This is a genomic window from Streptomyces lunaelactis (genome assembly GCF_003054555.1).
Taxonomy (GTDB): Bacteria; Actinomycetota; Actinomycetes; order Streptomycetales; family Streptomycetaceae; genus Streptomyces; species Streptomyces lunaelactis.
In genome coordinates this window covers 7,463,691-7,488,698 of record NZ_CP026304.1, presented here as the reverse complement: position 1 = coordinate 7,488,698, position 25,008 = coordinate 7,463,691, and the positions used below count along the sequence as shown (strand labels likewise).

At 70.5% G+C, this 25,008-nt stretch carries 19 protein-coding genes; 9 read left to right on the top strand and 10 right to left on the bottom strand.

Annotated features, from left to right (window positions below):
* Nucleotides 1-155: 155 nt before the first annotated feature.
* Together SLUN_RS34150 and idi are read left to right on the top strand one after the other, a co-directional pair.
* Nucleotides 156-1,403 (top strand): bifunctional class I SAM-dependent methyltransferase/N-acetyltransferase, encoded by a 1,248-nt coding sequence (locus SLUN_RS34150; protein ID WP_108153788.1) that lies wholly within the window; start codon nt 156-158, stop codon nt 1,401-1,403.
* A gap of 144 nt (nt 1,404-1,547) precedes the next feature.
* Nucleotides 1,548-2,141 (top strand): isopentenyl-diphosphate Delta-isomerase, encoded by a 594-nt coding sequence (gene idi / locus SLUN_RS34145; protein WP_108153787.1) that lies wholly within the window; start codon nt 1,548-1,550, stop codon nt 2,139-2,141.
* Between the two features lie 24 nt (nt 2,142-2,165).
* Here the strand turns inward: idi and SLUN_RS34140 are convergent, their stop codons facing one another.
* A complete protein-coding gene (locus SLUN_RS34140) occupies nt 2,166-2,636 on the bottom strand; it encodes an ATP-binding protein (RefSeq protein ID WP_108153786.1) in 471 nt (156 codons plus the stop codon).
* A 197-nt stretch (nt 2,637-2,833) separates the two neighbouring features.
* Here SLUN_RS34140 and SLUN_RS34135 point away from each other — a divergent pair, with 197 nt between their 5' ends.
* Nucleotides 2,834-3,586, top strand: a complete 753-nt coding sequence (locus tag SLUN_RS34135) for an enoyl-CoA hydratase/isomerase family protein (RefSeq protein WP_108153785.1) — start codon at nt 2,834-2,836, stop codon at nt 3,584-3,586.
* Here SLUN_RS34135 and SLUN_RS34130 read toward each other — a convergent pair.
* On the bottom strand, nt 3,561-4,208 hold the full coding sequence (locus tag SLUN_RS34130; protein WP_108153784.1) for a DJ-1/PfpI family protein: 648 nt from the start codon (nt 4,206-4,208) through the stop codon (nt 3,561-3,563). The two genes, SLUN_RS34135 and SLUN_RS34130, sit on opposite strands and share 26 nt — an antisense overlap.
* Before the next feature lie 22 nt (nt 4,209-4,230).
* Entirely contained in the window at nt 4,231-5,196 is a 966-nt protein-coding gene (locus SLUN_RS34125) for a GlxA family transcriptional regulator (protein WP_108153783.1), read from the bottom strand.
* Nucleotides 5,197-5,308: 112 nt separating this feature from the next.
* Between SLUN_RS34125 and SLUN_RS34120 the strand changes: the two genes are divergently transcribed.
* Both SLUN_RS34120 and SLUN_RS34115 read left to right on the top strand, forming a co-directional pair.
* Nucleotides 5,309-6,172: an SCO6745 family protein gene (locus SLUN_RS34120; protein ID WP_108155092.1), complete on the top strand. Its 864-nt coding sequence runs from the start codon at nt 5,309-5,311 to the stop codon at nt 6,170-6,172.
* A 107-nt stretch (nt 6,173-6,279) separates the two neighbouring features.
* The gene (locus SLUN_RS34115; protein WP_108153782.1) at nt 6,280-8,685 is read left to right on the top strand and encodes a Tex family protein; all 2,406 of its coding nucleotides are present in this window, start codon (nt 6,280-6,282) and stop codon (nt 8,683-8,685) included.
* An 83-nt stretch (nt 8,686-8,768) separates the two neighbouring features.
* Here the strand turns inward: SLUN_RS34115 and SLUN_RS34110 are convergent, their stop codons facing one another.
* The 6 genes from SLUN_RS34110 to SLUN_RS34085 all read right to left on the bottom strand — a co-directional run bounded on the left by SLUN_RS34110 (nt 8,769) and on the right by SLUN_RS34085 (nt 17,328).
* Entirely contained in the window at nt 8,769-10,406 is a 1,638-nt protein-coding gene (locus tag SLUN_RS34110) for an ABC-F family ATP-binding cassette domain-containing protein (RefSeq protein ID WP_108153781.1), read from the bottom strand.
* Between the two features lie 32 nt (nt 10,407-10,438).
* A complete protein-coding gene (locus SLUN_RS34105) occupies nt 10,439-10,972 on the bottom strand; it encodes a TrmH family RNA methyltransferase (protein WP_108153780.1) in 534 nt (177 codons plus the stop codon).
* Nucleotides 10,973-11,096: 124 nt separating this feature from the next.
* Nucleotides 11,097-12,125 carry an oxidoreductase gene (locus SLUN_RS34100; protein WP_108153779.1) on the bottom strand — a complete coding sequence of 343 codons (1,029 nt, stop codon included), beginning with the start codon at nt 12,123-12,125 and terminating at the stop codon, nt 11,097-11,099.
* Between the two features lie 122 nt (nt 12,126-12,247).
* Entirely contained in the window at nt 12,248-13,990 is a 1,743-nt protein-coding gene (locus tag SLUN_RS34095; protein ID WP_108153778.1) for a BCCT family transporter, read from the bottom strand.
* Nucleotides 13,991-14,074: 84 nt separating this feature from the next.
* Nucleotides 14,075-15,355: a M14 family metallopeptidase gene (locus tag SLUN_RS34090; protein ID WP_108153777.1), complete on the bottom strand. Its 1,281-nt coding sequence runs from the start codon at nt 15,353-15,355 to the stop codon at nt 14,075-14,077.
* The gene (locus tag SLUN_RS34085; RefSeq protein ID WP_108153776.1) at nt 15,352-17,328 is read right to left on the bottom strand and encodes a Xaa-Pro dipeptidyl-peptidase; all 1,977 of its coding nucleotides are present in this window, start codon (nt 17,326-17,328) and stop codon (nt 15,352-15,354) included. Before SLUN_RS34085 ends, SLUN_RS34090 begins: the two co-directional genes overlap by 4 nt.
* Before the next feature lie 286 nt (nt 17,329-17,614).
* Here SLUN_RS34085 and SLUN_RS34080 point away from each other — a divergent pair, with 286 nt between their 5' ends.
* Nucleotides 17,615-18,655, top strand: coding sequence for a LacI family DNA-binding transcriptional regulator (locus SLUN_RS34080; RefSeq protein WP_108153775.1), 1,041 nt, complete (start codon nt 17,615-17,617; stop codon nt 18,653-18,655).
* Between the two features lie 6 nt (nt 18,656-18,661).
* Here the strand turns inward: SLUN_RS34080 and SLUN_RS34075 are convergent, their stop codons facing one another.
* The gene (locus SLUN_RS34075) at nt 18,662-21,442 is read right to left on the bottom strand and encodes a glycosyl hydrolase (RefSeq protein WP_108155091.1); all 2,781 of its coding nucleotides are present in this window, start codon (nt 21,440-21,442) and stop codon (nt 18,662-18,664) included.
* A gap of 252 nt (nt 21,443-21,694) precedes the next feature.
* Here SLUN_RS34075 and SLUN_RS34070 point away from each other — a divergent pair, with 252 nt between their 5' ends.
* From SLUN_RS34070 to SLUN_RS34060, 3 genes are all read left to right on the top strand, one after another.
* Nucleotides 21,695-22,999 carry an extracellular solute-binding protein gene (locus SLUN_RS34070; RefSeq protein ID WP_108153774.1) on the top strand — a complete coding sequence of 435 codons (1,305 nt, stop codon included), beginning with the start codon at nt 21,695-21,697 and terminating at the stop codon, nt 22,997-22,999.
* 116 nt (nt 23,000-23,115) lie between these two features.
* Nucleotides 23,116-24,060 carry a carbohydrate ABC transporter permease gene (locus SLUN_RS34065; protein WP_108153773.1) on the top strand — a complete coding sequence of 315 codons (945 nt, stop codon included), beginning with the start codon at nt 23,116-23,118 and terminating at the stop codon, nt 24,058-24,060.
* The gene (locus tag SLUN_RS34060; RefSeq protein WP_108153772.1) at nt 24,057-24,962 is read left to right on the top strand and encodes a carbohydrate ABC transporter permease; all 906 of its coding nucleotides are present in this window, start codon (nt 24,057-24,059) and stop codon (nt 24,960-24,962) included. Before SLUN_RS34065 ends, SLUN_RS34060 begins: the two co-directional genes overlap by 4 nt.
* The last annotated feature ends 46 nt before the right edge of the window (nt 24,963-25,008 follow it).

The window sequence follows — 25,008 nt, the reverse complement described above, 5'->3', positions numbered from 1 at the left end:
GGGAGCCTCACCGCGCTTGAGAGGAGCTGAGGTTGATGACCGTCGCAGTGAAGGCTGCCCCGCGCAGCCGCCCGGTCCATCCTCGGCTTCCGGGCTCCCGGCCGGCCTGATTCCGTACGTCGGCCGGAGCCCGCACACACTCAAGGGTTCCCACGTTGTCCGACAACGCTCTGTACGACGCTTTCTTCGCCCTGCACCACGGTCTTCCGCGGCAGGGCCCCGGTTCCGACAACACCTCCCGTCGGCTGCTCGCCCTCGCCGGGCCGCTGCCGAAGCGTCCGCGCGTGCTCGATCTGGGCTGCGGCCCGGGCCGGTCCGCCCTGCTGCTGGCCGCCGAGGCCGGTGCGCAGGTGACGGCGGTCGATCTGCACGAGCCGTTCCTCGACGAGCTGCGGCACACTACCCAGGCCCGGGGGATCGGTGACACGATCCGTACCGTCAAGGCCGATATGGCCGAACTCCCCTTCCCCGACGGCTCGTTCGACCTCGTCTGGGCGGAGAGCTCCGCGTACAACATCGGCTTCGACACCGCTCTGCGGAGGTGGCGGCGGCTGCTCGCGCCGGGCGGTTCGCTGGTCCTCACCGAGTGCGAGTGGACGGCCGAGGAGCCCTCGGCCGAGGCCCGCGCCTTCTGGGACCAGCACTACGCGCTGCGCACCACCGCCGGGAACACCGCGGCGGCGGTCACGGCGGGCTACAACGTCCTGGGCGTGCACCGCCAGCCCGAGAGCGACTGGGACGAGTACTACGGACCGCTCGGCGAGCGGGCCGAGACCGCGGATGCCACGGCTCCCGGCATGGCGCAGGCGCTCGCCGCCACCCGGGCGGAGATCGGCATGCGCCGTGACCACGGCACGGAGTACGGCTACACCGGCCATGTGCTGCGCCCCGCCGACACCCGCTGGCACACCAGGCCGGAGACCGAGGCCGACATTCCGGTGGTACGGGCCATCAACGCCGCGGCCTTCGCGACCGCCGAGGAGGCGGGACTGGTCGACGCGCTGCGCCTGGACGGCGACGCTTGGCTGCCCGGCACGTCGTACGTCGCCGAGGCGGCGGACGGCTCGGTGGCGGCGTACGCGCTGCTCACCCGGTGCCATGTCGGGGACGTACCCGCGGTGGCACTGGCGCCCGTCGCGGTGGCTCCCGAGCATCAGCGCAAGGGCGCCGGCCAGGCGGTCGTCCGGGCCGTGCTGGATCTGGCCAGGGTGCGCGGGGAGAGGCTCGTTCTTCTCCTCGGGCATCCCGGCTACTACCCGAGGTTCGGCTTCGAAGCGGCCTCGCGGTACTCGATCAGGCCAACCTTCGAGGTGCCCGACGAAGCCATGATGGTCCTCGTGCTCGACGGTTCCGGGGGTGTGCCGCAGGGCACGATTCGCTATCCGGCGGCCTTCGGCGTCTGATGAGTCCCGATGAGCAGGGTCGCCCCCGCCGCGTGCCGTCACGGCGGGGGCGGACATGCCCAGACCGTCGAAGTGCGGACAAGCCGCTTTTGTACGGCAGACTGGGCAGGCCCCCAGGGCCGAGGACCGAAGCGAAGGATGGGTATGCCGACCACACCAGCCACCGCGGCGAACAGCTCGTCGAACGGCGCGTCACAAGCGATCCTGCTCGAACTGGTCGACGAGCACGGCAATACCATCGGCACCGCGGAGAAGCTCGAGGCGCATCAGGCGCCGGGGCAGCTGCACCGGGCGTTCTCCGTGTTCCTCTTCGACGAGCAGGGCCGGCTGCTGCTGCAGCGCCGCGCGCTGGGCAAGTACCACTCCCCCGGTGTCTGGTCGAACACCTGCTGCGGGCACCCCTACCCGGGCGAGGCGCCGTTCGCGGCCGCCGCCCGGCGTACGTACGAGGAGCTGGGGATCTCGCCCTCGCTGCTCGCGGAGGCGGGCACGGTCCGCTACAACCACCCGGACCCGGACTCGGGTCTGGTGGAGCAGGAGTTCAACCACCTCTTCGTCGGGATGGCGCAGGCTCCACTGCGGCCGGACCCGGAGGAGGTCGGCGAGACGGCGTTCGTGACGCCGAAGGAGCTGGCCGACCGGCACGCCGAGGCGCCGTTCTCGGCGTGGTTCATGACCGTGCTGGACGCCGCGCGCCCAGCGATCAAGGAGCTCACGGGGCCGTCCGGAGACTGGTGACAGCGGCGGGGCAGGTACGGGGGCTCAGAGCGGCGCGGCGCCGCCGACCGGTCTCAGCGGCACCGCGGCCCAGATGATCTTGCCGCCGCTCGCGGTGTGCTCGACGTCGCAGGAGCCGCCGGCCTCCAGGGTGATCTCCCGTACGAGCAACAGCCCCCGGCCGCCCGTCTGCGCGTAGTCCGTCTCCAGCGCCTTGGGCCGGTACGGGTGGTTGTCCTCCACGGACACCCGGATCCACTCGGCGCCGATGGCGACCTCGACGGCCACCTCCGGCGACAGCAGAGCGGCGTGCCGTACGGCATTGGTGACCAGCTCGGAGACGATCAGCAGCAGTCCCTGGACGAGGTCGTCCTGGACCGGGACGCCCTGGCGGTTGAGCAGATCGCGTACGGCGTGCCTGGCCTGCGGGACGGAGACGTCGACGGCAGGAGCAGTGAATCGCCAGACGCCCTCGTACGACAGTGGCCGGGCCGGGACGCTCCCGCGGCTCTCCATAGTCCGGCACCCACCCTCGGATCGATTGCCACTGACCATCGAGTAATAAGTGTTGGCAGTCACTTGGTCCGGACCGGGCTGCTGAACACAAGTCAGCGGCAATCGACGGTTTTTGACCGAGTGCGTATGACAGCGTCAGTTGTTCGACTGTTCCTGATCTTCTTCTGGCCGCTTCTCCGGCGGATAGCATCCGGCACATGGAGCCGAAGCTGCACCACTCCGTCGTGGACGGGGTCGCCACCGTCGTCATCAGCAATCCCGACAAGCGCAATGTCATGACCGCCGGCATGTGGCGTGCGCTTCCCGAGCTGCTCGGGCAGCTGGCGGCAGACGACGCGGTACGCGCACTGGTGCTGACCGGCGAGGGCTCGACCTTCTGCGCCGGCGCCGACATCTCCTCGCTGCGGGAGCCCGGCGAGGCGCCGCAGTCCCTCGCCGTACGCGCCGAGGAGGCGCTCGCCGCGTTCCCCAAGCCGACCCTCGCCGCCGTGCGCGGCTACTGCGTGGGGGGCGGCTGCCAGCTGGCCGCGGCCTGTGATCTGCGCTTCGCGGAGGAGGACGCACTGTTCGGGGTGACACCGGCGAAGCTCGGAATCGTCTACCCGGCCTCCTCCACCCGGCGGCTGGTCGCGCTGGTGGGTCCGGCCGCCGCCAAGTACCTGCTCTTCTCGGGCGAGTTGATCGGTACGGAGCGGGCGCTGCGCACCGGTCTGGTCGACGAGGTGCTGCCGGCGGGTGAACTGGGCAAGCGGGTGGCGGAGTTCACCCGTATCGTCGCCTCGCGCTCTCAGCTCACCCAGGCCGCGGCGAAGGAGTTCGCGACGGGCCGCACCGACCGGGACGCCCACTGGGAGGAGCAGCAGCGCGGCAGCGGCGACCCCGCGGAGGGTGTCGCCGCCTTCCTGGAGCGCAGGGTGCCGCGCTTCACGTGGAGCGCTGCTTCAGGATGAACCGGCTCTTGCCGCGCCACTCCTCGACGATGTCGGCCGGGGCCTTCTCCGGCGATCCGGCGTCGTAGGGCGGCTGAGGGTCGTACTCGGTGAGCAGCTGTACGGTCTGGGCGTGCCGCTCACCGGCGATCCTGCCGACCAGGGTGAGCCCCATGTCGATGCCGGAGGATACGCCCGCGGCCGTCACGTACTTGCCGTCGGTCACGACCCGCTCGCCGGTGGGCTCGGCCCCGTACTTCGTAAGGAGGTCCAGCGCCAGCCAGTGCGAGGTTGCCCGGCGGCACCTGAGGAGTCCGGCGGCGGCGAGCAGCAGCGAGCCGGTGCAGACCGAGGTGGTCCAGGTGGTGGTCGCGTCCACGGCGCGCATCCAGCCCAGCAGGGTCTCGTTCTCCATCTGGTCGCTCTGGCCGGGACCGCCGGGGACGACGACGATGTCCGGGCGGGTCACCTCGTCGAAGGTCTTGGCGGCGACGAGCGTGAGGGTGCCGCGGTCGTTGGTGACCCCTCCCGCCTGCTCGGCGACGAAGACAACCTCGGCGCCGGGGAGGCGGCAGAGCATTTCGTAGGGGCCTACGGCGTCCAGCGCGGTGAAGCGGTCGAAGAGGACGATGGCGATCTGCATGGGGTGCCTTCCGGTGGGCGGGTCAGTGGGCGGGCTGTACGGGAGCGTGGAAGCGGCGCCGGTATTCGGCCGGGGCCGAGCCCAGCACCTTGACGAAGGCGCGGCGCATGGCCTCCGGGGTGCCGTAGCCGCAGGCGCGCGAGATCTCCTCCACGCCGTCGGGGGTGTCCTCCAGGAGCCGTCGCGCCTGTTCCAGCCGGACCCGCTCGACATAGCGGCCCGGCGTCATGCCCGTCTCCTCCTGGAAGGCGCGGGCGAAGTGCCGGGGCGAGAGCCGGGCGCGGGCGGCGAGTGCCTCGACGGAGAGATCCCCTTCCGGGTGCTCGGTGATGTGCTGCTGTACGTCGCGCAGCGGCTCGCGCCGGGCGGTCTGGACGGCGAGCTGGGCGCTGAACTGCGCCTGGTTTCCCGGCCGTCGGAGGAAGACGACCAGATGGCGGGCGACCGTGAGCGCGATGTCCCGGCCGTGGTCCTCCTCGACGAGCGCGAGGGCGAGGTCGATGCCGGCGGTGACACCGGCCGACGTGGCCAGCTTTCCGTCGCGTACGAAGATCGGGTCCGGGTCGACCTCGACGGCCGGGTAGTCGCGGGCCAGCCGTTCGCAGACCGCCCAGTGGCTGGTCACCCGGTGGCCGTCGAGCAGACCCGCCTCGGCGAGCAGCAGGGCCCCGGTGCAGATCGAGACGAGGCGCTCGGCGCGCGGGGCGTGGGTGCGCAGCCAGTCGATGAGCCTGGGGTCGGGGGTGCGGGTGCCGTTGCCGCCGGGGACGAGCAGGGTGTGCGGGGCGGCGGCGTCGGCGAGGCCGCTGTCCGGGACGAGCATGAGGCCACTGGAGGTGCGGACCGGGGCGCCGTCCAGGGACGCGGTGCGGATCTCGTACGCGCTGCCGGCGGCCTTGCCGGCGCCGGCGAAGACTTCGACCGGGCCGGTCACATCGAGGCTCTGCACGTCGTCGAAGAGGACGACGAGTACGGATGGCTGCGTCATACCGTCCATCCTTGATCGCGGCGGCGGTGGCCGCAATGACGAGTAGCCCACCTTTCCTGCCATGCGGACCCAGGGCTTCACGACGTACCGACCAGTCGGTAACGTGCTCGGTATGAGTTCACTGCCCGCCCGCGCCGGCCGCCGCTGTCACAACGCCCTCAATCCGCTGCACTCGACGGTGTACTTCTCGCCCGACTTCGCGAAGGAGCTCGCACAGCTCGGCATCGAGGACGCACGCGCCGCCTACTTCGCCGGGCGAGGCGCCGCGATGGGCGCCGTCGGACCGGGTGTGGTCACCGCGACGTTCTACAACTTCAACCACGAGCTGATCGCCCGGCATCTGCCCGCCGTGTGGGACACCGCATCCCCCGGGGCCGTCCTCGATGCCCGGCTGCGCGCCGTCGACAGCACCCTGCGGCGGCTGCTCGGCGACGAGGTCGTCGCATCGCCGGAGCTGGCGGAGGCCGCGCAGCTCGCGCTGCGCGCCGCCGAGGCATGCACCCGGCACGCCCGTCCGCTGTACGCCGCGCACGCCGATCTGCCCGTGCCCGACGAACCCCATCTCGCCTACTGGCATGCCGCGACCCTGCTGCGCGAGCACCGCGGCGACGGTCATCTCGCGGCCCTGCTCTCCGCCGGGCTCGACCCGCTCGAGGCCCTGGTGAGCCACACGGCGACCGGCAAGGGCATGGCGCCGCGCTGGATTCTCGCCACGCGCGGCTGGCGGCGCACCGACTGGGAGGCCGCCGAGGGGCGGCTGCGCGAGCGTGGACTGCTGGACGCCGAGGGCGAGTTGACCGAGGACGGCGTACGGCTCCGGACGGAGCTCGAGGAGCACACGGACCGCATCGACCTGGCCCCGTACGAGCATCTGGGAGCCGAGGGTGTGGAGCGGCTCACCGAGCTGGCACGCGGTTTCCTGATGACCGCGGTGGTCGCGGGCGCGTTCCCCGAGGACATCAGCGGCAAGCACTGACGGCACGCACGGCGGGGCGGGCGCGCGACACGGCGCCCGGCCACCCGGCACAATGCACTCTCAAGCAGAACCAGCACAGCCAGCATGAGAAGGCGAGTCGGGGAACCGTGACGACGTCCATCGAAGGCAGGATCGCCGAGGAGCTCGGCGTACGCGAGCGACAGGTCAAGGCGGCCGTCGAGCTGCTCGACGGCGGGTCGACCGTGCCGTTCATCGCGCGCTACCGCAAGGAAGCGACCGAGATGCTCGACGACGCGCAGCTGCGCACGCTCGAGGAGCGGCTGCGGTATCTGCGGGAGCTGGAGGAGCGGCGGACCGCGATCCTGGAGTCCGTACGCGAGCAGGGCAAGCTGGACGATGCGCTCGAGGCGCAGATCCGGGCCGCCGACACCAAGGCGCGGCTCGAGGACATCTACCTGCCGTTCAAGCCGAAGCGGCGGACGAAGGCGCAGATCGCGCGCGAGGCCGGTCTGGAGCCGCTCGCCGAGGGGCTGCTCACCGACCCGTCGGTGGAGCCGCTCGCGGCCGCGGCGGCCTTCGTCGACGAGGACAAGGGCGTCGCGGATGCCGCCGCCGCGCTGGAGGGCGCGCGGTCGATCCTGGCGGAGCGTTTCTCCGAGGACGCGGACCTGATCGGCGAGCTGCGTGAACGGATGTGGACGCGCGGCCGGCTGGCGGCGAAGGTGCGCGAGGGCAAGGAGGAGGCGGGCGCCAAGTTCGCCGACTACTTCGACTTCACGGAACCGTTCAAGCAGCTGCCCTCGCACCGGGTGCTCGCCATGCTCCGGGGCGAGAAGGAGGAGATCCTCGACCTGGTGCTGGAGCCGGAGGAGCCTTCGGAGCAGCCGGGACCCTCGACGTACGAAGGCATGGTCGCCCGGCGCTTCCATGTCTCCGACCGGGGGCGCCCCGGCGACAAGTGGCTCGCGGACACGGTGCGCTGGGCGTGGCGGACCCGGATCCTGGTGCATCTGGGGATCGATCTGCGGCTGCGGCTGCGTACCGCGGCCGAGGACGAGGCGGTACGGGTCTTCGCGGCGAACCTGCGGGATCTGCTGCTGGCCGCGCCGGCGGGCACGCGGGCGACGCTGGGCCTCGACCCCGGTTTCCGTACGGGTGTGAAGGTCGCCGTCGTCGACGCGACCGGCAAGGTCGTCGCGACCGACGTGATCCACCCGCATGTCCCGGCGAACAAGTGGGACGAGTCGCTGGCGAAACTGGCGCGTCTCGCCAAGGAGCACTCCGTCGACCTGATCGCGATCGGCAACGGCACGGCGTCCCGCGAGACCGACAAACTCGCCGGTGAACTGTGCGCGAAGCACCCGGAGTTGAGCCTCACGAAGGTGATGGTCTCGGAGGCGGGCGCTTCGGTGTACTCGGCGTCCGCGTTCGCCTCGCAGGAGCTGCCCGACATGGACGTGACGCTGCGCGGCGCCGTCTCCATCGCGCGCCGCCTGCAGGACCCGCTGGCCGAGCTGGTGAAGATCGACCCCAAGTCGATCGGCGTCGGCCAGTACCAGCACGATCTCTCCGAGGTGAAGCTCTCCCGCTCGCTGGACGCGGTCGTCGAGGACTGTGTGAACGGCGTCGGCGTCGACGTCAACACCGCGTCCGCTCCGCTGCTTTCACGGGTCTCGGGCATCGGCACCGGGCTCGCCGAGAACATCGTCGCGCACCGCGACTCGAACGGTCCCTTCCGCTCGCGCAGGGCGCTCAAGGACGTGGCACGGCTCGGCCCGAAGGCGTACGAGCAGTGCGCGGGCTTCCTGCGGATCCGGGGCGGGGCCGACCCGCTGGACGCGTCCAGCGTGCACCCGGAGGCGTACCCGGTGGTGCGGCGCATGGTGAAGACGGCGGGCGACGAGGTCGCTTCGCTCATCGGCAACGCGCCGGTGCTGCGGTCCCTGAAGCCGGCGGACTTCGTGGACGAGACCTTCGGTCTGCCGACGGTGACGGACATCCTGCGGGAGCTGGAGAAGCCGGGGCGCGACCCGCGCCCGGCCTTCAAGACGGCCACCTTCAAGGAGGGCGTGGAGAAGCTCGGGGATCTGGCGCCCGGGATGATCCTCGAGGGCGTGGTGACCAATGTCGCGGCGTTCGGCGCGTTCGTGGACGTCGGTGTCCACCAGGACGGCCTGGTCCATGTGTCGGCACTGTCCAAGACCTTCGTCAAGGACCCGCGGGACGTGGTGAAGCCGGGCGACGTGGTGAAGGTGAAGGTCCTCGACGTCGACATTCCGCGCAAGCGGATCTCGCTGACGCTGCGGCTGGAGGACGAGGCCGCGCCGAAGACGGGCGGGGCGAAGCAGCGGGAGCGGGGTGAGCGCGGGGGGCGGCCGCCGCAGCAGCGTCGTCAGCAAGGCGCTCAGGGCGGTCAGGGCGGCCAGGGCGGTCGCGGTGGTGACCGGAGCGGTGACAGGGGAGGTGCCCGGCAGGCTCCGGCGCCGGCGAACAGTGCGATGGCGGATGCGCTGCGGCGGGCGGGGCTCGGGGACGCGAAGCGGCGCGGCTGACGGCGGCTGGGGCGGGGCCCATGGTGGGCTCCGCCCCGGGCCCCGCGCCTCAAACGCCGGCGGGGCTGGATTCGGCGTACACGTCAGTGCTCCGTGACCTTGCCCGCGGAGACCTCGATGCGGCGCGTGGTGTGGACCGCGTCCAGCATCCGGCGGTCGTGCGTAACCAGCAGCAGCGTTCCCGTGTACGAGTCGAGCGCGGACTCCAGCTGCTCGATCGCCACCAGGTCGAGGTGGTTGGTCGGCTCGTCGAGCACGAGCAGATTGACCCCGCGGCCCTGCAGCAGCGCCAGCGCGGCGCGGGTGCGCTCGCCCGGGGAGAGCGTGGTCGCCGGGCGCAGGACGTGCTCCGCCCTGAGGCCGAACTTGGCCAGCAGCGTGCGGACTTCGGCCGGTTCGGTCTCCGGCACGGCAGCGCAGAAGGCGTCCAGGAGGGTCTCGGTGCCGTAGAAGAGCCCGCGGGCCTGGTCGACCTCGCCGACCACGACGCCCGACCCGAGCGAGGCGTGGCCCGCGTCGAGGGGGAGCCGGCCGAGCAGCGCGGCGAGCAGGGTGGACTTGCCCGAGCCGTTGGCGCCGGTGATGGCGACGCGGTCCGCCCAGTCGATCTGGAGGTCGGCCGGGCCGAAGGCGAAGGCGCCGCGGCGGACCTCCGCGCTGCGCAGGGTCGCGACGACCGAGCCCGAGCGCGGGGCCGACGCGATCTCCATCCGGAGTTCCCACTCCTTGCGGGGCTCGTCCACGGTGTCGAGGCGTTCGATCATGCGCTGCGTCTGGCGGGCCTTCGCCGCCTGCTTCTCGCTGGCCTCGCTGCGGAACTTGCGGCCCAGCTTGTCGCTGTCGGTCGCCTTGCGCCGGGCGTTCTTGACACCCTTGTCCATCCAGGACCGCTGCATCTGCGCCCGGCCCTCCAGGGCCGCCTTCTTGTCGGCGTACTCCTCGAAGTCCTCGCGGGCGTGCCGGCGTGCGGTCTCCCGCTCCTCCAGATACGCCGCGTATCCGCCGCCGTAGAGGGTGATCCGCTGCTGCGCGAGATCGAGTTCGAGGACCTTGGTGACGGTGCGGGTGAGGAACTCGCGGTCGTGGCTGACGACGACAGTACCGGCGCGCAGGCCACGTACGAACGTCTCCAGGCGCTCGAGTCCGTCCAGGTCGAGGTCGTTGGTCGGCTCGTCGAGCAGGAAGACGTCGTAGCGCGACAGGAGGAGCGAGGCGAGGCCGGCGCGGGCCGCCTGGCCGCCGGAGAGCGCGGTCATCGGCAGATCGAGGCCGATGGTGAGGCCGAGCGAGGCGGCGACCTCCTCGGCGCGTTCGTCGAGGTCCGCGCCGCCGAGGTCGAGCCAGCGCTCCAGGCTCGTGGAGTACGCGTCGTCCGCGCCGGGCGCGCCGTCGACGAGCGCCTGGGTCGCCTCGTCCATGGCCCTCTGGGCGGCGGCGACGCCGGTGCGGCGGGCGAGGAAGTCCCGTACGGTCTCCCCCTCGCGCCGCTCGGGCTCCTGCGGCAGATGCCCGACGGTGGCGGTCGGCGGGGAGAGCTTCAGCTCGCCCTGCTCCGGCCGGTCGAGTCCGGCGAGCAGGCGCAGCAGGGTCGATTTGCCGGCGCCGTTGACCCCGACGAGACCGATCACGTCGCCGGGCGCGACGACGAGGTCGAGCCCGGAGAAGAGTGAGCGGTCGCCGTGTCCTGCGGCGAGATCCTTGGCGACGAGGGTTGCAGTCATCAGGGGGTCGATCCTAAGGGGTGTCCCATGGATCAGAGCAGGCCGGAGAGCCTGTACAGGGCGAGCGACCCGGCCACGGCCACGTTGAGGCTGGAGCCGCTGCCCACCATCGGGATCTCCACGCACTCGTCGAGCAGGTCGAGGGCTTCGGGCGGGATGCCGCTCTGCTCGTGCCCGAGGACCATGACGGTGGGTTGCCGGGCGGGCGGAAGGTCGGCGAGGCGCACCGCCTCGTCCGCCAGTTCGACGCCGACGATCCGCGCGCCCCGCTCGCGCTGCCGGGCCAGCCACCCGAGCGGGTCGCCGGTCCAGTGTGTGCAGAGCGGTTTGCGCAGGGTGTTACCGCGGGCCAGGGCCTCGGGCACCCACGGGAATCGCGGCACCGTGAGACAGGCGCCCACGGCGTCGCAGGTGCGGGCGAGGGTGCCCAGGTTGGCGCCGTGGAGCGGCCAGAGCGGGGCGGCGTAGAGATGGTCCCAGCAGGAGTGGGCGCGGGGACGACGGGTGCGCCTCAGCTCCTCGCGCGTACGTGTGCGAATGGCGGGTCCGCCGCTGCGGCCGCTCATCGCGGCGAGGCGGTGGGCCTGCGGGTCGTTCGACGCGCGAGGTGTCGGTGCACGGAGTGTCGGTGCACGGAGTGTCGATGCATGAGGTGGGGCGATTCGCGGCTCGCCGGGGCCATCGTCGGTGTCAGTGCACCATCGGTGCGACCAGCACGCTCCCCATGGTGCGCGCCACAAGGAAGGATTGCCCCTTCACGGCCCGCCCGTCCACCGGAATTCGGTGCTCGCCCGGCTCCAGCATCCCGTCGAACAGCTCCCGCGTATGCGTGCGGTGGAGCCGGTCGACGCGGTACGCGACGAGCTGCACCCGGCAGGCCGAGGTGACCTCGACACCGGCCGCTCCGTCCTGGGCCGTCAGCCGGGTCAGCCGCCTGCGCTCCAACGGGCTGCGATCCAGGGCGTGTTCGATCTGGGCGACCAGCAGCGGAATGACGGGGGCGAGACCGCAGACGTACACGACGTCCGCCCCCGCCCGCTCGAACGCCGCGCGCACATCGTCCCGTTCGTGCTCGCCGACCGCTCGCCCGAAGGCGACCGCACCATAGGTGCGCAGTTCCTCGGCGGGCACCTCGGCGGCATCGCTCGTGATCTCGGCGCCGATGCCGATGGTGCGCAGCGCGGCGGCGAGCCTGGCCAGCACGGCCACACGCGCGCCGATCAGCAGCACCCGGCGGCGCTCGGGCGCGGCGTCCCCGCCGTCCGTCAGCAGTCGCTCCAGCTCGGCCCGGTACTCATCGCCGCGGAACCGGAACGGCCCCATCCCGCGGTAGCCGTTGAGCTCCAGGTCCGCCTGCTCGGCCGTCTGCCAGGCGAAGTCCCGCCATACGATGTCGTCCCCGTCCCGCTCGATCACCGCGGTCACCGCGCCGCATTCGATGCCCTCGCACTCCGGGCAGCCGTAGATCACACAGCGCCCGTCCGCCAGCGGCGCCGGCGCCTCCAGCAGCAGCATGCGGACATGGGCGGTGAAGATCGCCGGCGGTACGTCGGAGGCAAGCGGCGATACCGCGTCGAGGTCGGAGAGCTGGAACAGCAGCGGCCGGCCGTCGACGATGAAGTCCATGAAGTCCCGGTGCACTTGGTAGCCACCATTCGCGAGGACTCTCCCGGCCCGCATCGCCGGCGCCAGCCCGAAGGTCGCGTACTCGGCAGACATGTCCTGAGTATCCCCAGTTATGAGGTGATCCGAGCACGCATCGGGCGGTGGTGTCGGACATTGAGCCACGGACAGCACCGCCCGCCCCGGTACGCACCGGAGCGGGCGATGAGCCGGCGTGATCAGCGGCGTTCGGCCGGGCTCCGCTCACCCTCCGGGCCCGCGTCGCTCTCGGGCCCCCCGCCGGGTCCGATGTGGAGCTCGAAGTCCCCGTCGTACTTCTCGTGCCCCGCGATCACCGCGGACTCGACGACCTCCGCACCCCTCTCGCCGCGCACGATCAGCGGGTCCGTGCGCAGATCGCGCATCAGCGCTACACACATGCCCACCATGACGATCACAAACGGCGCGGCCACCAGGATCGTCAGATTCTGCAGGCCCGCCAGCGCATCGCCCTTGCCGTTGCCGATGAGCAGCATGATGGCCGCGACGGCGCCGGTGACCACGCCCCAGAAGACGACGACCAGCTTGGCCGGTTCGAAGGCGCCCTTCTGGGAGAGCGTGCCCATCACGATGGACGCGGCGTCCGCGCCCGACACGAAGAAGATGCCGACGAGGATCATCACGAGCAGACTCATCGCGGTGGCGATCGGGTACTGCTGGAGCACGGCGAAGAGCTGGCCCTCGGGCGTCGATTCGTCGCCGAGCTGCTTGCGCTCCCGCAGTTTCATCGCCGTACCGCCGAAGACGGCGAACCAGATCAGGCTGACGGTGCTCGGCACCAGGATGACCCCGCCGACGAACTGGCGGATCGTACGGCCCCGGCTGATACGGGCGATGAACATACCGACGAACGGCGTCCAGGAGATCCACCACGCCCAGTAGAAGACCGTCCAGCTGCCCAGCCAGTCGGCGACACCCTCGCCGCTGCCGGCTTCGGTACGGCCGGCGAGCTGCGGCAGATCGCCGAAGTAGGAGGCGATCGAGGTGGGCAGCAGGTCGAGGACGATGATGGTCGGCCCGGCGATGAAGATGAACACGACGAGCAGCAGAGCCAGCACCATATTGATGTTGGACAGCCACTGGATGCCCTTCTCGACGCCGGAGACCGCGGAGAGGACGAAGGCCAGGGTCAGCACCGCGATGATGGCGACGAGCAGGCCCGTGCTCACCTTCTCCATCCACCCGAGCTCACGGAAGCCGCTGCCGATCTGCAGGGCGCCGAGCCCGAGCGAGGCGGCGGAGCCGAATAGCGTGGCGAAGATCGCCAGGATGTCGATGACCCGGCCGGGCGCGCCGTGGGCGTTCTTCTCGCCGATGAGCGGCACGAACACCGCGCTGATCGTCTGCCGCCGCCTGCGGCGGAAGGTGCTGTAGGCGATGGCGAGTCCGACTACCGCGTAGATCGCCCAGGGGTGCAGCGTCCAGTGGAAGAGGGTGGTGGCCATGGCCGTCTGCATGGCATCCGCCGAGTCGGCGGGGTCGGTGCCCGGCGGCGGTGTGATGAAGTGCGCGAGCGGCTCGCTGACGCCGTAGAACATCAGGCCGATGCCCATGCCCGCGCTGAACATCATCGCGACCCAGGACACCGTGCGGAACTCCGGCCCCTCGCCGTCCTGTCCGAGCGGGATCCTGCCGTAGCGGCTGATGGCGAGCCAGAGGGCGAAGACCACAAAGCCGGACGCGGCGAGCACGAACGCCCAACCACCGTTGTGGATCAGGCCGCTGAGCATCTTGCTCGAGACGTCTTCGAGCGTGTCGGTGGCGACGGAGCCCCACACCACGAAGGCGAGGGTGAGGACGGCGGTGACACCGAAGACCACACGGTCGGTCGAGGGCCGCCCGGTTTCCTGGGGATGGCCGGGAAGATCCGCCGTCACGGACAGCTCTGCCCGGCCTCCCGGCCGTTGTTCGTCGTGCGACACAAGTGGCACCCTTCAAAGGAGGTCTCGGAATGCGCTTTCGCTCTCTCCGCTACCCACTACCCCAAGTGATGCACGCCACCAGGCTCAACAGGCCGTGATGGGTTGCCCTGATACAAGGTGATATGTCGCGCGGGAATCGAGGAGCAGCGGGATCAGTTCGCGCTGGGGCTGCCGCAGCGACACGAAAGCGCCGCCCCGATCGGGCCGGGACAGGACGCCGTGCAGGGCCAGTTCGTCCTCCACATCCGCGTACTGCTCCACGTCGAGGCGGTAGCCGCAGGGCGGGTCCTGAAGGGTTTCCCCGCCGGTCGCCGGGTCGTTGTCGGCGCCGCCCAGATAGACCGGGCCGCGGTCCTTGAAGCCTGAGAGCCGGGCGCCGGTGGTCGCGGCCTCGACCCGGCCGCGCCGTTCACCGGCGAAGGAGAACAGCCCGCCCAGAGCGTCCAGTTGGCTGTGCACCCGGCGCCGGTTGTTGAGCGACTGGTCGGCCTTCTCCTCCTCCGTCATGGGGTCGACGCGGCTTTCGATGAGCAGACCCACCGAGTTCTTGACGCCGGCCGCATTGCGCAGGATGCGCTCCTGGCCGTCGCCCGCTGTCTGTTTGACGGGGTCGCCGGTGACCGGGTCGGTCCAGATGCCGTACGTGCCGATGCTGAATCCACGTCCGCGCGCGGCCGGCCGGACATAGTCCTCGGAGAGGGTCTGCGACTCCTGGTGGACCTTGGCGTCGGTGTTGAGGTTGCGCGGCCAGAGGTCGAAGAGATCCTTGTCGTAGTACGGCGGGGTCGCCCCGTACTCGTGCATGTCGTAGACGATGTCGGGACGTTGGTCACGGATGACCGCGGCGATCGCCCGCCCCTCGGCGGTCTTCAGCGCGATGTGGTCGCGGTTGATGTCGACCCCGTCGGAGTTGCCGCGGGTGTCGGCGGCCCGTCCGTCCGGGTTGGCAGTGGGGAGGACGAGGACGCGCGTACGGGACAGCAGCCGCCGGGTCCCGCTGTCCTTCGCGTACGCCATATCGCGGATCTTGGTCAGACAGGCGTCGCGGCCCGACGGCTCGTCACCGTGCTGCGTGCAGATCAGGAGCACGGTGCTGGAGGCGTGCTCGGCCCCGACGCGTACGAGCTGGAGCGGACGGCCCTGCTTCGTCGTCCCGATCCGGCTCATCGACACCCGGTCGCTGCCCCGGTCGACGGCGGCCAGGAACTCCTGCTCCTCCGGCTGGCTGGTCCAGCGTGCACCCGTGCTGGTCTCGAAGCCGGTACGGGGCACGGCATGCGCGGCCTCGGCCGGCGCCGTCACCAGCGGTACGGCGAGGGCCGCGGCCGCGACGGTGAGACCGAGGGTGCGGATTCGGGGCGTCATCGGTTGCTGCCTCCCGGAATCGGGCGGATCGGACGCGGCTCGGCCACACCGCGGAGCGGGGAACCGCGCGGGGTGAGGGCCGCGGTGGACCCGGCGGTGGCACGGACGAAGGCGGCAGCGCCGCCCACGATCGGCAGCTTCGCCGATGTACGGGCCAGATCGAGGACCAGCGTCGGCGTGGTGGCCGGCGGGTCGATGAGGTCCCTGTCCGTGCCGCCGACGATCAGGGCCAGCCGGTGTCCTGCCGGGACGACATGGTCACTGGCGTGCAGATCGAGAGTGATGGTGTACGCCCTGCCGGGGGTCAGCGGTCGGCCCGTGGCGTCGGAGGCGTAGTTGCCCAGATCGGCCCAGCCGCGGCTGAAGACCGTGTAGTCGACGGCTGCCGTGCGCGCCTGAGTGTTCTTGAAGCAGGGGCTGTCGCCCGGCGTGCTCGCGCCCCAGCAGCTGCGTTCGGCGAGGGTGCTGATGCCTTCGCCCGCGGCGGCGTAGTCCCGGATGGTGTCGGGTCCGAGATCGACGAGCACGGCGGAGAGATGCGCGCCGGCCGTGGACGGGGTGGCGGTGATCGTCACCTTCGACGAGCCGGACAGCCGCAGATCACGGCCGAGCGGTTTGGTGATGAACCCGGCCTTGCCGGCGGTGGACGTGTCGATCCGGGCGGCCCAGTCGGTCTCGTCCAGCCTCGGGTCGTCGGTGAAGGTCTCGGTGGCGCCGGGGCGTGCGGGCTCGCGACCGAGGGTGCCGACGCCCGCGACCGCGCCCTTGCCGGGGCGGAGGCTGGTGGTGTCGGTGGCCCGGGGCGGCCAGACGCGGTCGGTGGACCACTGGTCGGGGGCACGCTCGATGTCAGCCATCGGCTCGCGGTCGATGCCGTTGTCGTGGCCGAGGAGATAGTGGTCGAACCAGCGGTGCAGCGTCGCCACCCACTCGGCGCGCCGGAAGTCGAACGGGTCGACGTGCCCGGTCTGCGAGAGCCAGACCTTCCGCTCCACGCCCTCATCGGCGAGGGCGTCCCACCACTGACCGAAGTGCTTGCCACGGACGTTGAGGTCCTGCATGCCGTGCACGGCGAAGACGCTGGCCGTGACGTTGCCGGCGTTGCGCACATAGTCGCGCTCGCTCCACAGCCGGGTCAGGTCACCGGTGCGCGGGGCCTCCTCGACCAGACGCTGCTGGACGGCCTGGCAGCGGGCGCGGGCCTCCGGGCTCTCGACATAGCCGGAGAGCCACTCGGGACCCGAGTCGTAGAGCGGGGCGCCCTTGGCGAAGTAGTAGTCGTACCAGGAGGAGATGGCCGCGATCGGGACGATCGTCTCGAGCCCCTCGACTCCGGTGGCGGCGACGCCGTTGGCGATCGTGCCGTCGTAGCTCTTGCCGATCATGCCGGTGCGCCCGTTGGTCCATCCTGCGCGGGCGGACTCGCCGCCGGTGCGCGTGGTGTACCCGCGGGCGCGGCCGTTGAGCCAGTCCACGACGGCCTTGGCGGACTGGACGTCCGAGCGGCCGCCGACGTCGACGCAGCCGTCGGAGCGGTTGGTGCCCGCCAGATCGACGGCGACGAAGGCGTAGCCGCGCGGGACGAAGTAGTTGTCGTAGTAGAGCGGGAACTGGACGACGTTGCCGTTCGCGTCGTACGTCTTCTTCTGGCTCTCGTTGCCGCGTCCGCAGCAGGAGTAGTACGGACTGGCGTCCATGATCACGGGAATCTTCCGGCCCTGCTGCGCGGGTTCGCGCGGCCGGACGATGTCGACGGCCACGCGGTCGGTCCTCCCGTCGCCGTCCGAGTCGAGCCGGGTGTCGACCCACACGGATTCGCGGATCGCGTTCTCGTACGAGTAGACGGGTCTGCTCTCCCGGGCGGGCGCGCTCTGCGCGCCCCCCGGCGCGAGCGTTAAGGACATCAGGGCGGCCGAAGCCGCCACCACCAGCGATCTGCACGTCAAGCGGGCGCCCCGCGCGCGTTTCGGCATGGGCGGAAGGTACTCCGGTCAACTCCCCCGCAACAGTGGGCCGTATGGGCACAGAAGCGACTGATGGGACGGCGAGGATCATGTCGGCCGAATGGCGATCATGTGAAGCAGGAGGCGCCGCGCCGGGCACCGGTCGTCCCCCTCCCAGAGGGCGGGCGGCGCCCGGCGTCTGCCGTCTGGAAGCGCTCTCAGCCGGTGATCGCGAGTACCGGATATCCTGTATCCGGCAGCGTCCTCCCCGCTGTCGTCCGAAGCAGCCGGCCGAAGCAGACGAGGAGCGCCCGCCTTGCCCGAGCAGACCACTGGGTCCCGCCCCACTCTGGAAGCCGTCGCCGCCCGCGCCGGTGTCTCCCGGGCCACGGCGTCGCGGGTCGTGAACGGCGGTGCGGGGGTCCGCCCGCCGCTGGTCGACAAGGTGCGCCAGGCGGTCGAGGAGCTCGGATACGTACCGAACCACGCGGCCCGCACCCTCGTCACCCGGCGCAACGGCGCCGTCGCGGTGATCATCGCCGAGCCCGAGTTCAGGATCTTCTCGGACCCCTTCTTCGAGCAGCAGGTGCGCGGTATCAGCCGTGAGCTGACGGCGTACGACTCGCAGCTGGTCCTGCTGTGGGTGGAGGGGCCCGGCGACCACGAGCGGATCGCCCGCTATCTCGGCGGCGGCCATGTCGACGGCGCCCTCGCCTTCTCGCTCCACAACGACGACGAACTGCCCGCCATCATCCGCCGGGTGAAGGTGCCGACCGTCTTCGGCGGCCGCCCCGGCTGGCCCGGCGCCGCCTCCGAGCTCGCCGTGCCGTATGTCGACTGCGACAACCGCGGGGGCGCCCGGGAGGCCGTGCGCCATCTGGTCTCCCTCGGGCGTGAGCACATCGCGCACATCGCGGGCCCGCGCGACCAGACCTCCGCGCTGGACCGGATCGACGGCTACCGCGACGTCCTGCTGGACGCCGACCCCGAGCTGGTCTGCCAGGGCGACTTCACCGTGGACAGCGGCGCCCACGCGATGGCTCAGCTGCTGGACCGCCGCCCGGATCTGGACGCCGTCTTCGCCGCCAACGACCTGATGGCCTCGGGGGCCCTGCGCACGCTGCGCGAACGGGGGCGCCGGGTGCCCGACGATGTCGCGCTGGTCGGCTTCGACGACATGCACTCGGTCGTCGAGTCGACCGATCCCCCATTGACGACGGTCCGTCAGGACATCGAGGGAATGGGCCGGTTGATGGTCCGACTGCTGATGCGGGTGCTGAACGAGGGCGATCCGGGGTCCGGCGCACCAGCGTCGGTGATCACTCCGACCACGCTGGTGCGACGGGCCTCGGCCTGACGCCGGTCAGTGGTACGGGATCACCAGTACCGACGTGGCTGTGCCGGTCTGGAGTTTGGCGGTGCCGTTGCCGATGGCGTGCCACACCTCCAGCCGTACGGTGCCGCCCTGGAGGTCGCCGAGCGTTCCGGTCGCCCCTCGCAGGCCGCGTGACTGCGCGTACTCCTCCCAGCCCGCGACCGGATCGGTCGCGAAGTACTGGTACGTCTCCGTGCGGTCGAACGTGCCGTCGCCGGTGAAGTCGTAGCTGATACGGGCCTGCTGGCCGAGGCCGACCGCGGTGCCCGCGTCCAGCTGGAGGTGGAACGCGGTCGCCGCGCCCGGGGTGAGTGTGCCGTTGACGTATCTGACCTCGTACACGACGGGCTGGTGCGGGGTGCCGTCGTAGTTTCCGCCGGCCGCGGAGGCGATGGTGTCGCTGCCCGCCGTGCCGCCCGTCGCGGTAGTGAGCACCCCTCCCGTGCGGAGCTGCAAGGTGTTGCCCGTCGGCGGATCGGGGTCGGGGTCGGGATCCGGGTCTCCTCCGGTCCCCGTGCCGGTCGCCGTCGAGCGCGCCGGAACGCTGAGCGTCTTGCCGTCCGAGAAGGTCACCGTGCGGGCCGTGGCGCCGTAGTTGTGCGCGGCGTAGGTCCGTACCGTGCCCTTGGTGAAGACCGCGGAGCTCGGGATGTCGCCCGTGACCGTCGCGTCGGGGGCGCCGAGCGCGTCGAGGGTCGAGATCCAGTGGTACGTATGGGCCTTGGACTCGCCCTGCTCAGGGGTGTAGCCCGCGTTGCCCGCGTCCCACTTGGACTTCGCCACCGCCGGGTCGGCGAACGACTGGAACTCCCAGAGGATGTCGCGCCATTCGACGGCCGGACCGCCGTTCTCCCGTTCCATCTCGGCGATGTTGCGGCGGATCGCGGCCTTCTCGCCGCCCAGGTGCAGTGAACCGCCCGTCACCGGAAGCGCGTTGATGCCATGGATCTCCTCGGGGTTGGCGGTCCACCAGGTGGCGTACGCGCCGCCGCTGCCCCACACCATGCCGACCGTGTCATGCCCGAAGGAGGACGGGAAGACCTGCTCGTCGGCGTCGAACCAGTACTGGGCGATCGCCTCCGACTCGGTGGTCAGCAGAAAGGTGCCGAGGTCACGCAGCGCGGTGTCGCCGGTGGCCGAGCCCCACAGCACGAGGGCCGCGCTGAGGTTGGTGGACTCCGACGACGACTCCTGGTTGTTGCCGGCCGCGAAGCCCTGGTGTCCGGAGGCCCAGCTGTGACCGGCGTACACGTCGAAGCCGCGCAGGAAGGGGAAGGCGGTGTCGGTGCGGCTGGGGTTAGCCGCGTCCCGTACCAGGGTCTTGACCATGCCGCCCCAGGCCGAGTCGGCGGCCCAGGCCTGGTCGTACTGGGCGACGATCGCGGCCGCGTAGACGTAGTAGCTGTAGTGGAAGTGGTGGTCGTTGAGCTCGGTGTCGCTGCCGTACGAGGCCGGGTAGCCGGTGAGCGTCTTCCAGTCCTTGTCGTACGAGAACTCGTTCGCGCCCCCCGACGTGAACCAGTCCTGGAGTCGGCCCTTCATCAGGCCCAGCAGCTTGTCCCGGGTGGCGGTCTCACCGATCTGGTCCGCAAGGGGCACGAGCTGGGCGAGCTGCCCGAGCACCTTTCCGGTCCAGTACGTGTCGGTGTAGCCGTTGAAGGGGTCGGGGGCGTTCGCGACCTGGTCGAGATAGCCCTTCAGCCGCGCCGTGTCGACGGCGTTGGTCTTCGGCAGTCCGGGCAGCACCGCGGACGCTTTCTGGCTGGTGGTGAAGGAGGTCGCCTCACGGACTTTCATGGTGCCGCGCGGCGAGATGTACGTGTACGGGCTGAGCGCGTCCGTGGTGTTGAGCCACTGGTGGCGGTAGAGCGCCTGGAGCGTGCCGCGCTCGGTGCCCTCCTTGGCCTCGGTGGTGAGGCTGTAGGTGGCCTTCACCGTGCCACCGGTGTAATTCCAGGTCGCCTGGGAGCCGGTGACAAAGCTGAAGGCGTACTTCTTGAACGTCGCCAGCGCGTCGGTGGAGGGCAGCACGGCGAGCGAGAAGTAGTCCTTGGCGCCGAGACCCGCCGTGACGGTGGAGCCGGCGACCGTCCAGTCGCTGCCGGTCGGCGCGAAGAGCGCGTAGTGGTGTCCGGCGACGGTGATGCCGAGGACATTGCCCTGGTCGGAGAAGACGGTTGGTGCGGCGGCGGTGGTGATCTGGGCGTTGCCGCCGGAGCCCTTCGCGTATACGAAAGGCAGCCCGTGGCCGATGGTGGTGCGCAGTGTGCGGGCGCCGTCGGACCAGTAGGGGGTGACGGTCCAGTCGGACCAGTCGTCGGCCTTGGTGTCCGGTGAGTTGAGCCCGGTCAGGCCGAGGGTCAGGTCCCGCTTGTGGGCGTACTCGTACTGGCGGCCCTCGCCGACGACAGCCGGGGACGTCGGGTAGCCGACCTCGAGTCCGCCTGCGGTGGCCTGGTAGGTGAGCGGATGGCCGTACATCGGGGTGGAGTACGGGTTGTCGCCGTACCGCTGGAAGGCGAGCGATGACCACCAGTCGTTGGTGGGGACCGGCTTGTCCTTGGCTGCGGGGGTGACCTTGGGCGTGACCGGCGCGCCGGTGTTGGTCGTGGGGCCCGACGTACCGGCGGGGCGGGCGTCGGAGTAACTGCCAGAACCTACGGGGACGGTGGCGGCCGCCGCCGGGGTGGCGGCCGGGCCCAGGCCGAAAGCGGCCAGGGCGGTAACCAGAGCCAGCGCGGCAGCTGGTCTGGTGCGGGTGGCTGGCATGGACAGCACCTCGAAGTCATGACGGGAAGGGGCATCCGGGAGCATCCGAGAGCGCTCTCAGATGCCAGGAACGTAAAACTCCTGAAACAGAAGTGTCAATAGATGGGACACAGACGGTAGTTGGCTGCGAGTCCAAGCCGTTACGTCTTCGAGTCTTGACGGGGCGATGACCTCCGGGGCACGCTCCAGACGCAAGTTCTGAGAGCGCTCTCAGGCACTCTCGCTCCACCCCGAAGCCAAGGGAGGCTTCCCATGCCCAACGCCCGAGCCGCCAAGAGAGCCGCGGTCCGCCTGGGTGCGGTCGCGCTCGCGGGGGCACTGCTCGCCGCCTGTGGATCCGGATCGTCGGACGGCGCCTCCGACAGTGCGGGCGGCAAGGTCACGCTCACCGTGGACCTCTTCGGGTCCTTCGGCTACAAGGAGGCCGGGCTCTACGCGGAGTACGAGAAGCTCCACCCGAACGTCAGGATCAAGCAGACCGACACCGAGGACGAGCAGGACTACTGGAAGTCGCTGCAGACGCGGCTTGCCGGCGGTGGCGGACTCGCCGATGTGCAGGGCATCGAGGTGGGCCGGATCGCGGCGGTCACCCAGCAGCAGACCGACAAGTTCGAGGACCTGAAGAAGTACGGCGCCGACAAGCTCAAGGACCAGTTCGCCGAGGCCAAGTGGTCGGCGGCGACCGGCAAGGACGGCCAGGTCCTGGGGCTCGGCACGGACGTCGGCCCGGAGGCGATGTGCTACCGCAGCGACCTCTTCAAAGAGGCCGGTCTGCCCACCGACCGCGCCGAGCTGGCGACGAAGTGGTCCACCTGGGACGGCTATCTCGCACTCGGCAAGGAGTTCAAGGAGAAGACCCCCGGCAAGAGCGCCTGGCTGGACAGTGTGGGCAGCCTCTACACGATCATGATCGGCCAGGAGAAGGAGCGGTACTACGACGCCTCCGGGAAGCTGATCTACGAGAACAACCCGGCGGTCAAGGCCGCCTGGGACGCCTCCACCGAGGCGGCGAAGGCGGGCCTGAGCGCCAAGCTCGACCAGTGGTCACCGCAGTGGAACCAGGCGTTCTCGGCCGGCTCCTTCGCGACCATGCCCTGCCCCGCCTGGATGCTCGGATACATCAAGGGCCAGGCCGGCGACGCCGGCAAGGGCAAGTGGGACATCGCCAAGCTGCCCGCGGGAGCCGGGAACTGGGGCGGCTCGTATCTCTCGATCCCCAAGGCGGCCAAGCACAAGAAGGAGGCGTACGAGCTGATCCAGTGGCTCACCGCCCCCGAGCAGCAGGCCAAGCTCTTCACCAAACAGGGCAACTTCCCCTCGTCGACCGGCGCGATCGAGAAGGTGGCGACCGCCAAGGACCCGTACTTCTCGGACGCGCCGATCGGCCAGATCTTCGGTGACGCGGCCAAGGCGGCGCCGGTGCAGGTTCTTGGGGTCCACGACAAGAACGTCGCCGACCAGATCACCAACGCGCTGAGCGAGGTGGAGCGCAAGGGCACTTCGCCCGACAAGGCGTGGTCGACGGCGAAGAAGAACGTGCAGAACGCGACCGGCTGACCGAGGGCCCGGCACCCGCGTAGCTCCTTCAGGCCGGTCCTGATTCCCGGCCGGACCGGCCTGAAGGCTTCCACAGCCCCGTTACCGACTCCTCGAACTCTTCGAAGGGCCGCACCGTGACCCTGACCGCCAGCGCGAAGCCGGTCTCCCCCCGGCCCTCGGTCGCGCACCGCACCTGGCGCACGCTTTCGCCGTACGCCTATATCGCCCCGTTCTTCACCCTGTTCGCCGCCTTCGGGCTCTTCCCACTGATCTACACGGCCTTCGTCTCGCTCTACCGGGTCGAGCTCCAGACGCCCGGCGAGATGCAGTGGCGCGGCTTCGGCAACTACACCGCGCTCTTCGGCGACGAGATCTTTTGGACCGCACTGCGCAACACCTTCACCATCGGGGTGCTGTCCACCGTCCCGCAGCTGGTCATGGCGCTGGGCCTGGCCCATCTGCTCAACTACCGGCTGCGCGGCCGGACTTTCCTGCGTACGGCGATGCTGCTGCCGTACGCGACCTCGGTCGCCGCGGCCACGCTGGTCTTCGCGCAGCTCTTCGGCCGCGACTTCGGGCTGATCAACTATGTGCTGGGGCTGGTCGGTTTCGGTCCAGTGGACTGGCAGGCCGGTACGGTCTCCTCACAGATCGCCGTCTCGACCATCGTCATCTGGCGCTGGACCGGCTACAACGCGCTGATCTATCTGGCGGGCATGCAGTCGATCCCGAGTGAGCTGTACGAGGCCGCCGAGATGGACGGGGCCTCGCGCTGGCGGCAGTTCGTCCATGTCACGCTGCCGGGGCTGCGGCCCACGATCCTGTTCACCGTCGTCGTGTCGACCATCGGCGCCACTCAGCTCTTCGGTGAGCCGCTGCTCTTCGAGGGCTCCATCTCCGGCGGCATCTCACACCAGTACCAGACGCTCGGTCTCTATATGTACGAGCAGGGCTGGGGCTTCTTCCATCTGGGCCGGGCCGCCGCCATCGCCTGGGTGATGTTCCTGCTGATCCTGGTGCTGGTCGGGGTCAACGCCCTGATCGCGCACCGCCGTTCCCGTAAGGAGGCCGGCCGATGACCGCGCTCGCCGCTCCGCCGACGAAGCCGCCCGCCACGGGCACACGACCCCGGCCCGCCGGGCGGAGGAAGAGCCGGGCCGGCCGCACGATGCAGGGTGGCAAGCTCGCGTACGCGATCCTGATCTTCGCCGTTCTCATCTCGGCGTTCCCGTTCTACTGGACGATCGTCGCCGCCAGCCGCTCCAACGCGGATCTGGCGAAGGTGCCGCCCACGCTGCTGCCCGGCTCGAATCTCTTCCGCAACTTCGAGGCGGTGATGGAGGAGGCCGATATCGGCAAGGCCCTCCTCAACTCCTTCATCGTCTCCGGTTCGATCACCGTCGGCACGGTGCTGTGCTGCACGCTCGCCGGGTTCGCCTTCGCCAAGCTGCGGTTCCGCGGCCGTGGCGCCCTGCTGGCGATCACCGTGGGCACGATGATGATCCCGCCGCAGCTCGGGGTGATCCCGCTCTTCATGCTGATCGCGGAGCTGCAGTGGGTGAACCAGCTGCAGGCCGTGATCCTGCCCGGTCTGGTCTCCGCCTTCGGGGTGTTCTTCATGCGGCAGTACCTGGTGCAGTCGCTGCCCGACGAGCTGATCGAGGCGGCCCGGGTCGACGGCGCGTCCACCGCCCGGATCTTCTGGTCGATCGTGGTGCCCATCGCCCGGCCCGGTATGGCCGTGCTCGGGATGCTGACCTTCATGGCCGCGTGGAACGACTTCTTCTGGCCGATCGTCGCGCTGTCCTCGCAGGAGCCGACCGTGCAGGTCGCGCTGCGCCAGCTGGGCGGCGGCTATGTCCACGACCAGTCCGTGATCATGGCGGGCACGCTGCTCGGCACGCTCCCGGTGCTGCTCGTCTTCGGACTGCTCGGCCGCCAGATCGTCGGCGGCATCATGCAGGGCGCCGTCAAGGGCTGATCCCGTCCCGCCCACCGCTCCGTCTCTATCTCCTGGGAGTCCCACC

Excerpts from the sequence above, each read along its gene's own strand:
- idi (WP_108153787.1), top strand. The coding sequence starts at position 1,548 with ATGCCGACCACACCAGCCACCGCGGCGAACAGCTCGTCGAACGGCGCG.
- SLUN_RS34105 (WP_108153780.1), bottom strand. The coding sequence starts at position 10,972 with ATGAGCGGCCGCAGCGGCGGACCCGCCATTCGCACACGTACGCGCGAG.
- SLUN_RS34100 (WP_108153779.1), bottom strand. The coding sequence starts at position 12,125 with ATGTCTGCCGAGTACGCGACCTTCGGGCTGGCGCCGGCGATGCGGGCC.
- SLUN_RS34120 (WP_108155092.1), top strand. The coding sequence starts at position 5,309 with ATGAGTTCACTGCCCGCCCGCGCCGGCCGCCGCTGTCACAACGCCCTC.
- SLUN_RS34060 (WP_108153772.1), top strand. The coding sequence starts at position 24,057 with ATGACCGCGCTCGCCGCTCCGCCGACGAAGCCGCCCGCCACGGGCACA.
- SLUN_RS34075 (WP_108155091.1), bottom strand. The coding sequence starts at position 21,442 with ATGCCAGCCACCCGCACCAGACCAGCTGCCGCGCTGGCTCTGGTTACC.
- SLUN_RS34070 (WP_108153774.1), top strand. The coding sequence starts at position 21,695 with ATGCCCAACGCCCGAGCCGCCAAGAGAGCCGCGGTCCGCCTGGGTGCG.
- SLUN_RS34085 (WP_108153776.1), bottom strand. The coding sequence starts at position 17,328 with ATGCCGAAACGCGCGCGGGGCGCCCGCTTGACGTGCAGATCGCTGGTG.
- SLUN_RS34090 (WP_108153777.1), bottom strand. The coding sequence starts at position 15,355 with ATGACGCCCCGAATCCGCACCCTCGGTCTCACCGTCGCGGCCGCGGCC.
- SLUN_RS34135 (WP_108153785.1), top strand. The coding sequence starts at position 2,834 with ATGGAGCCGAAGCTGCACCACTCCGTCGTGGACGGGGTCGCCACCGTC.
- SLUN_RS34110 (WP_108153781.1), bottom strand. The coding sequence starts at position 10,406 with ATGACTGCAACCCTCGTCGCCAAGGATCTCGCCGCAGGACACGGCGAC.
- SLUN_RS34130 (WP_108153784.1), bottom strand. The coding sequence starts at position 4,208 with ATGCAGATCGCCATCGTCCTCTTCGACCGCTTCACCGCGCTGGACGCC.
- SLUN_RS34140 (WP_108153786.1), bottom strand. The coding sequence starts at position 2,636 with ATGGAGAGCCGCGGGAGCGTCCCGGCCCGGCCACTGTCGTACGAGGGC.
- SLUN_RS34125 (WP_108153783.1), bottom strand. The coding sequence starts at position 5,196 with ATGACGCAGCCATCCGTACTCGTCGTCCTCTTCGACGACGTGCAGAGC.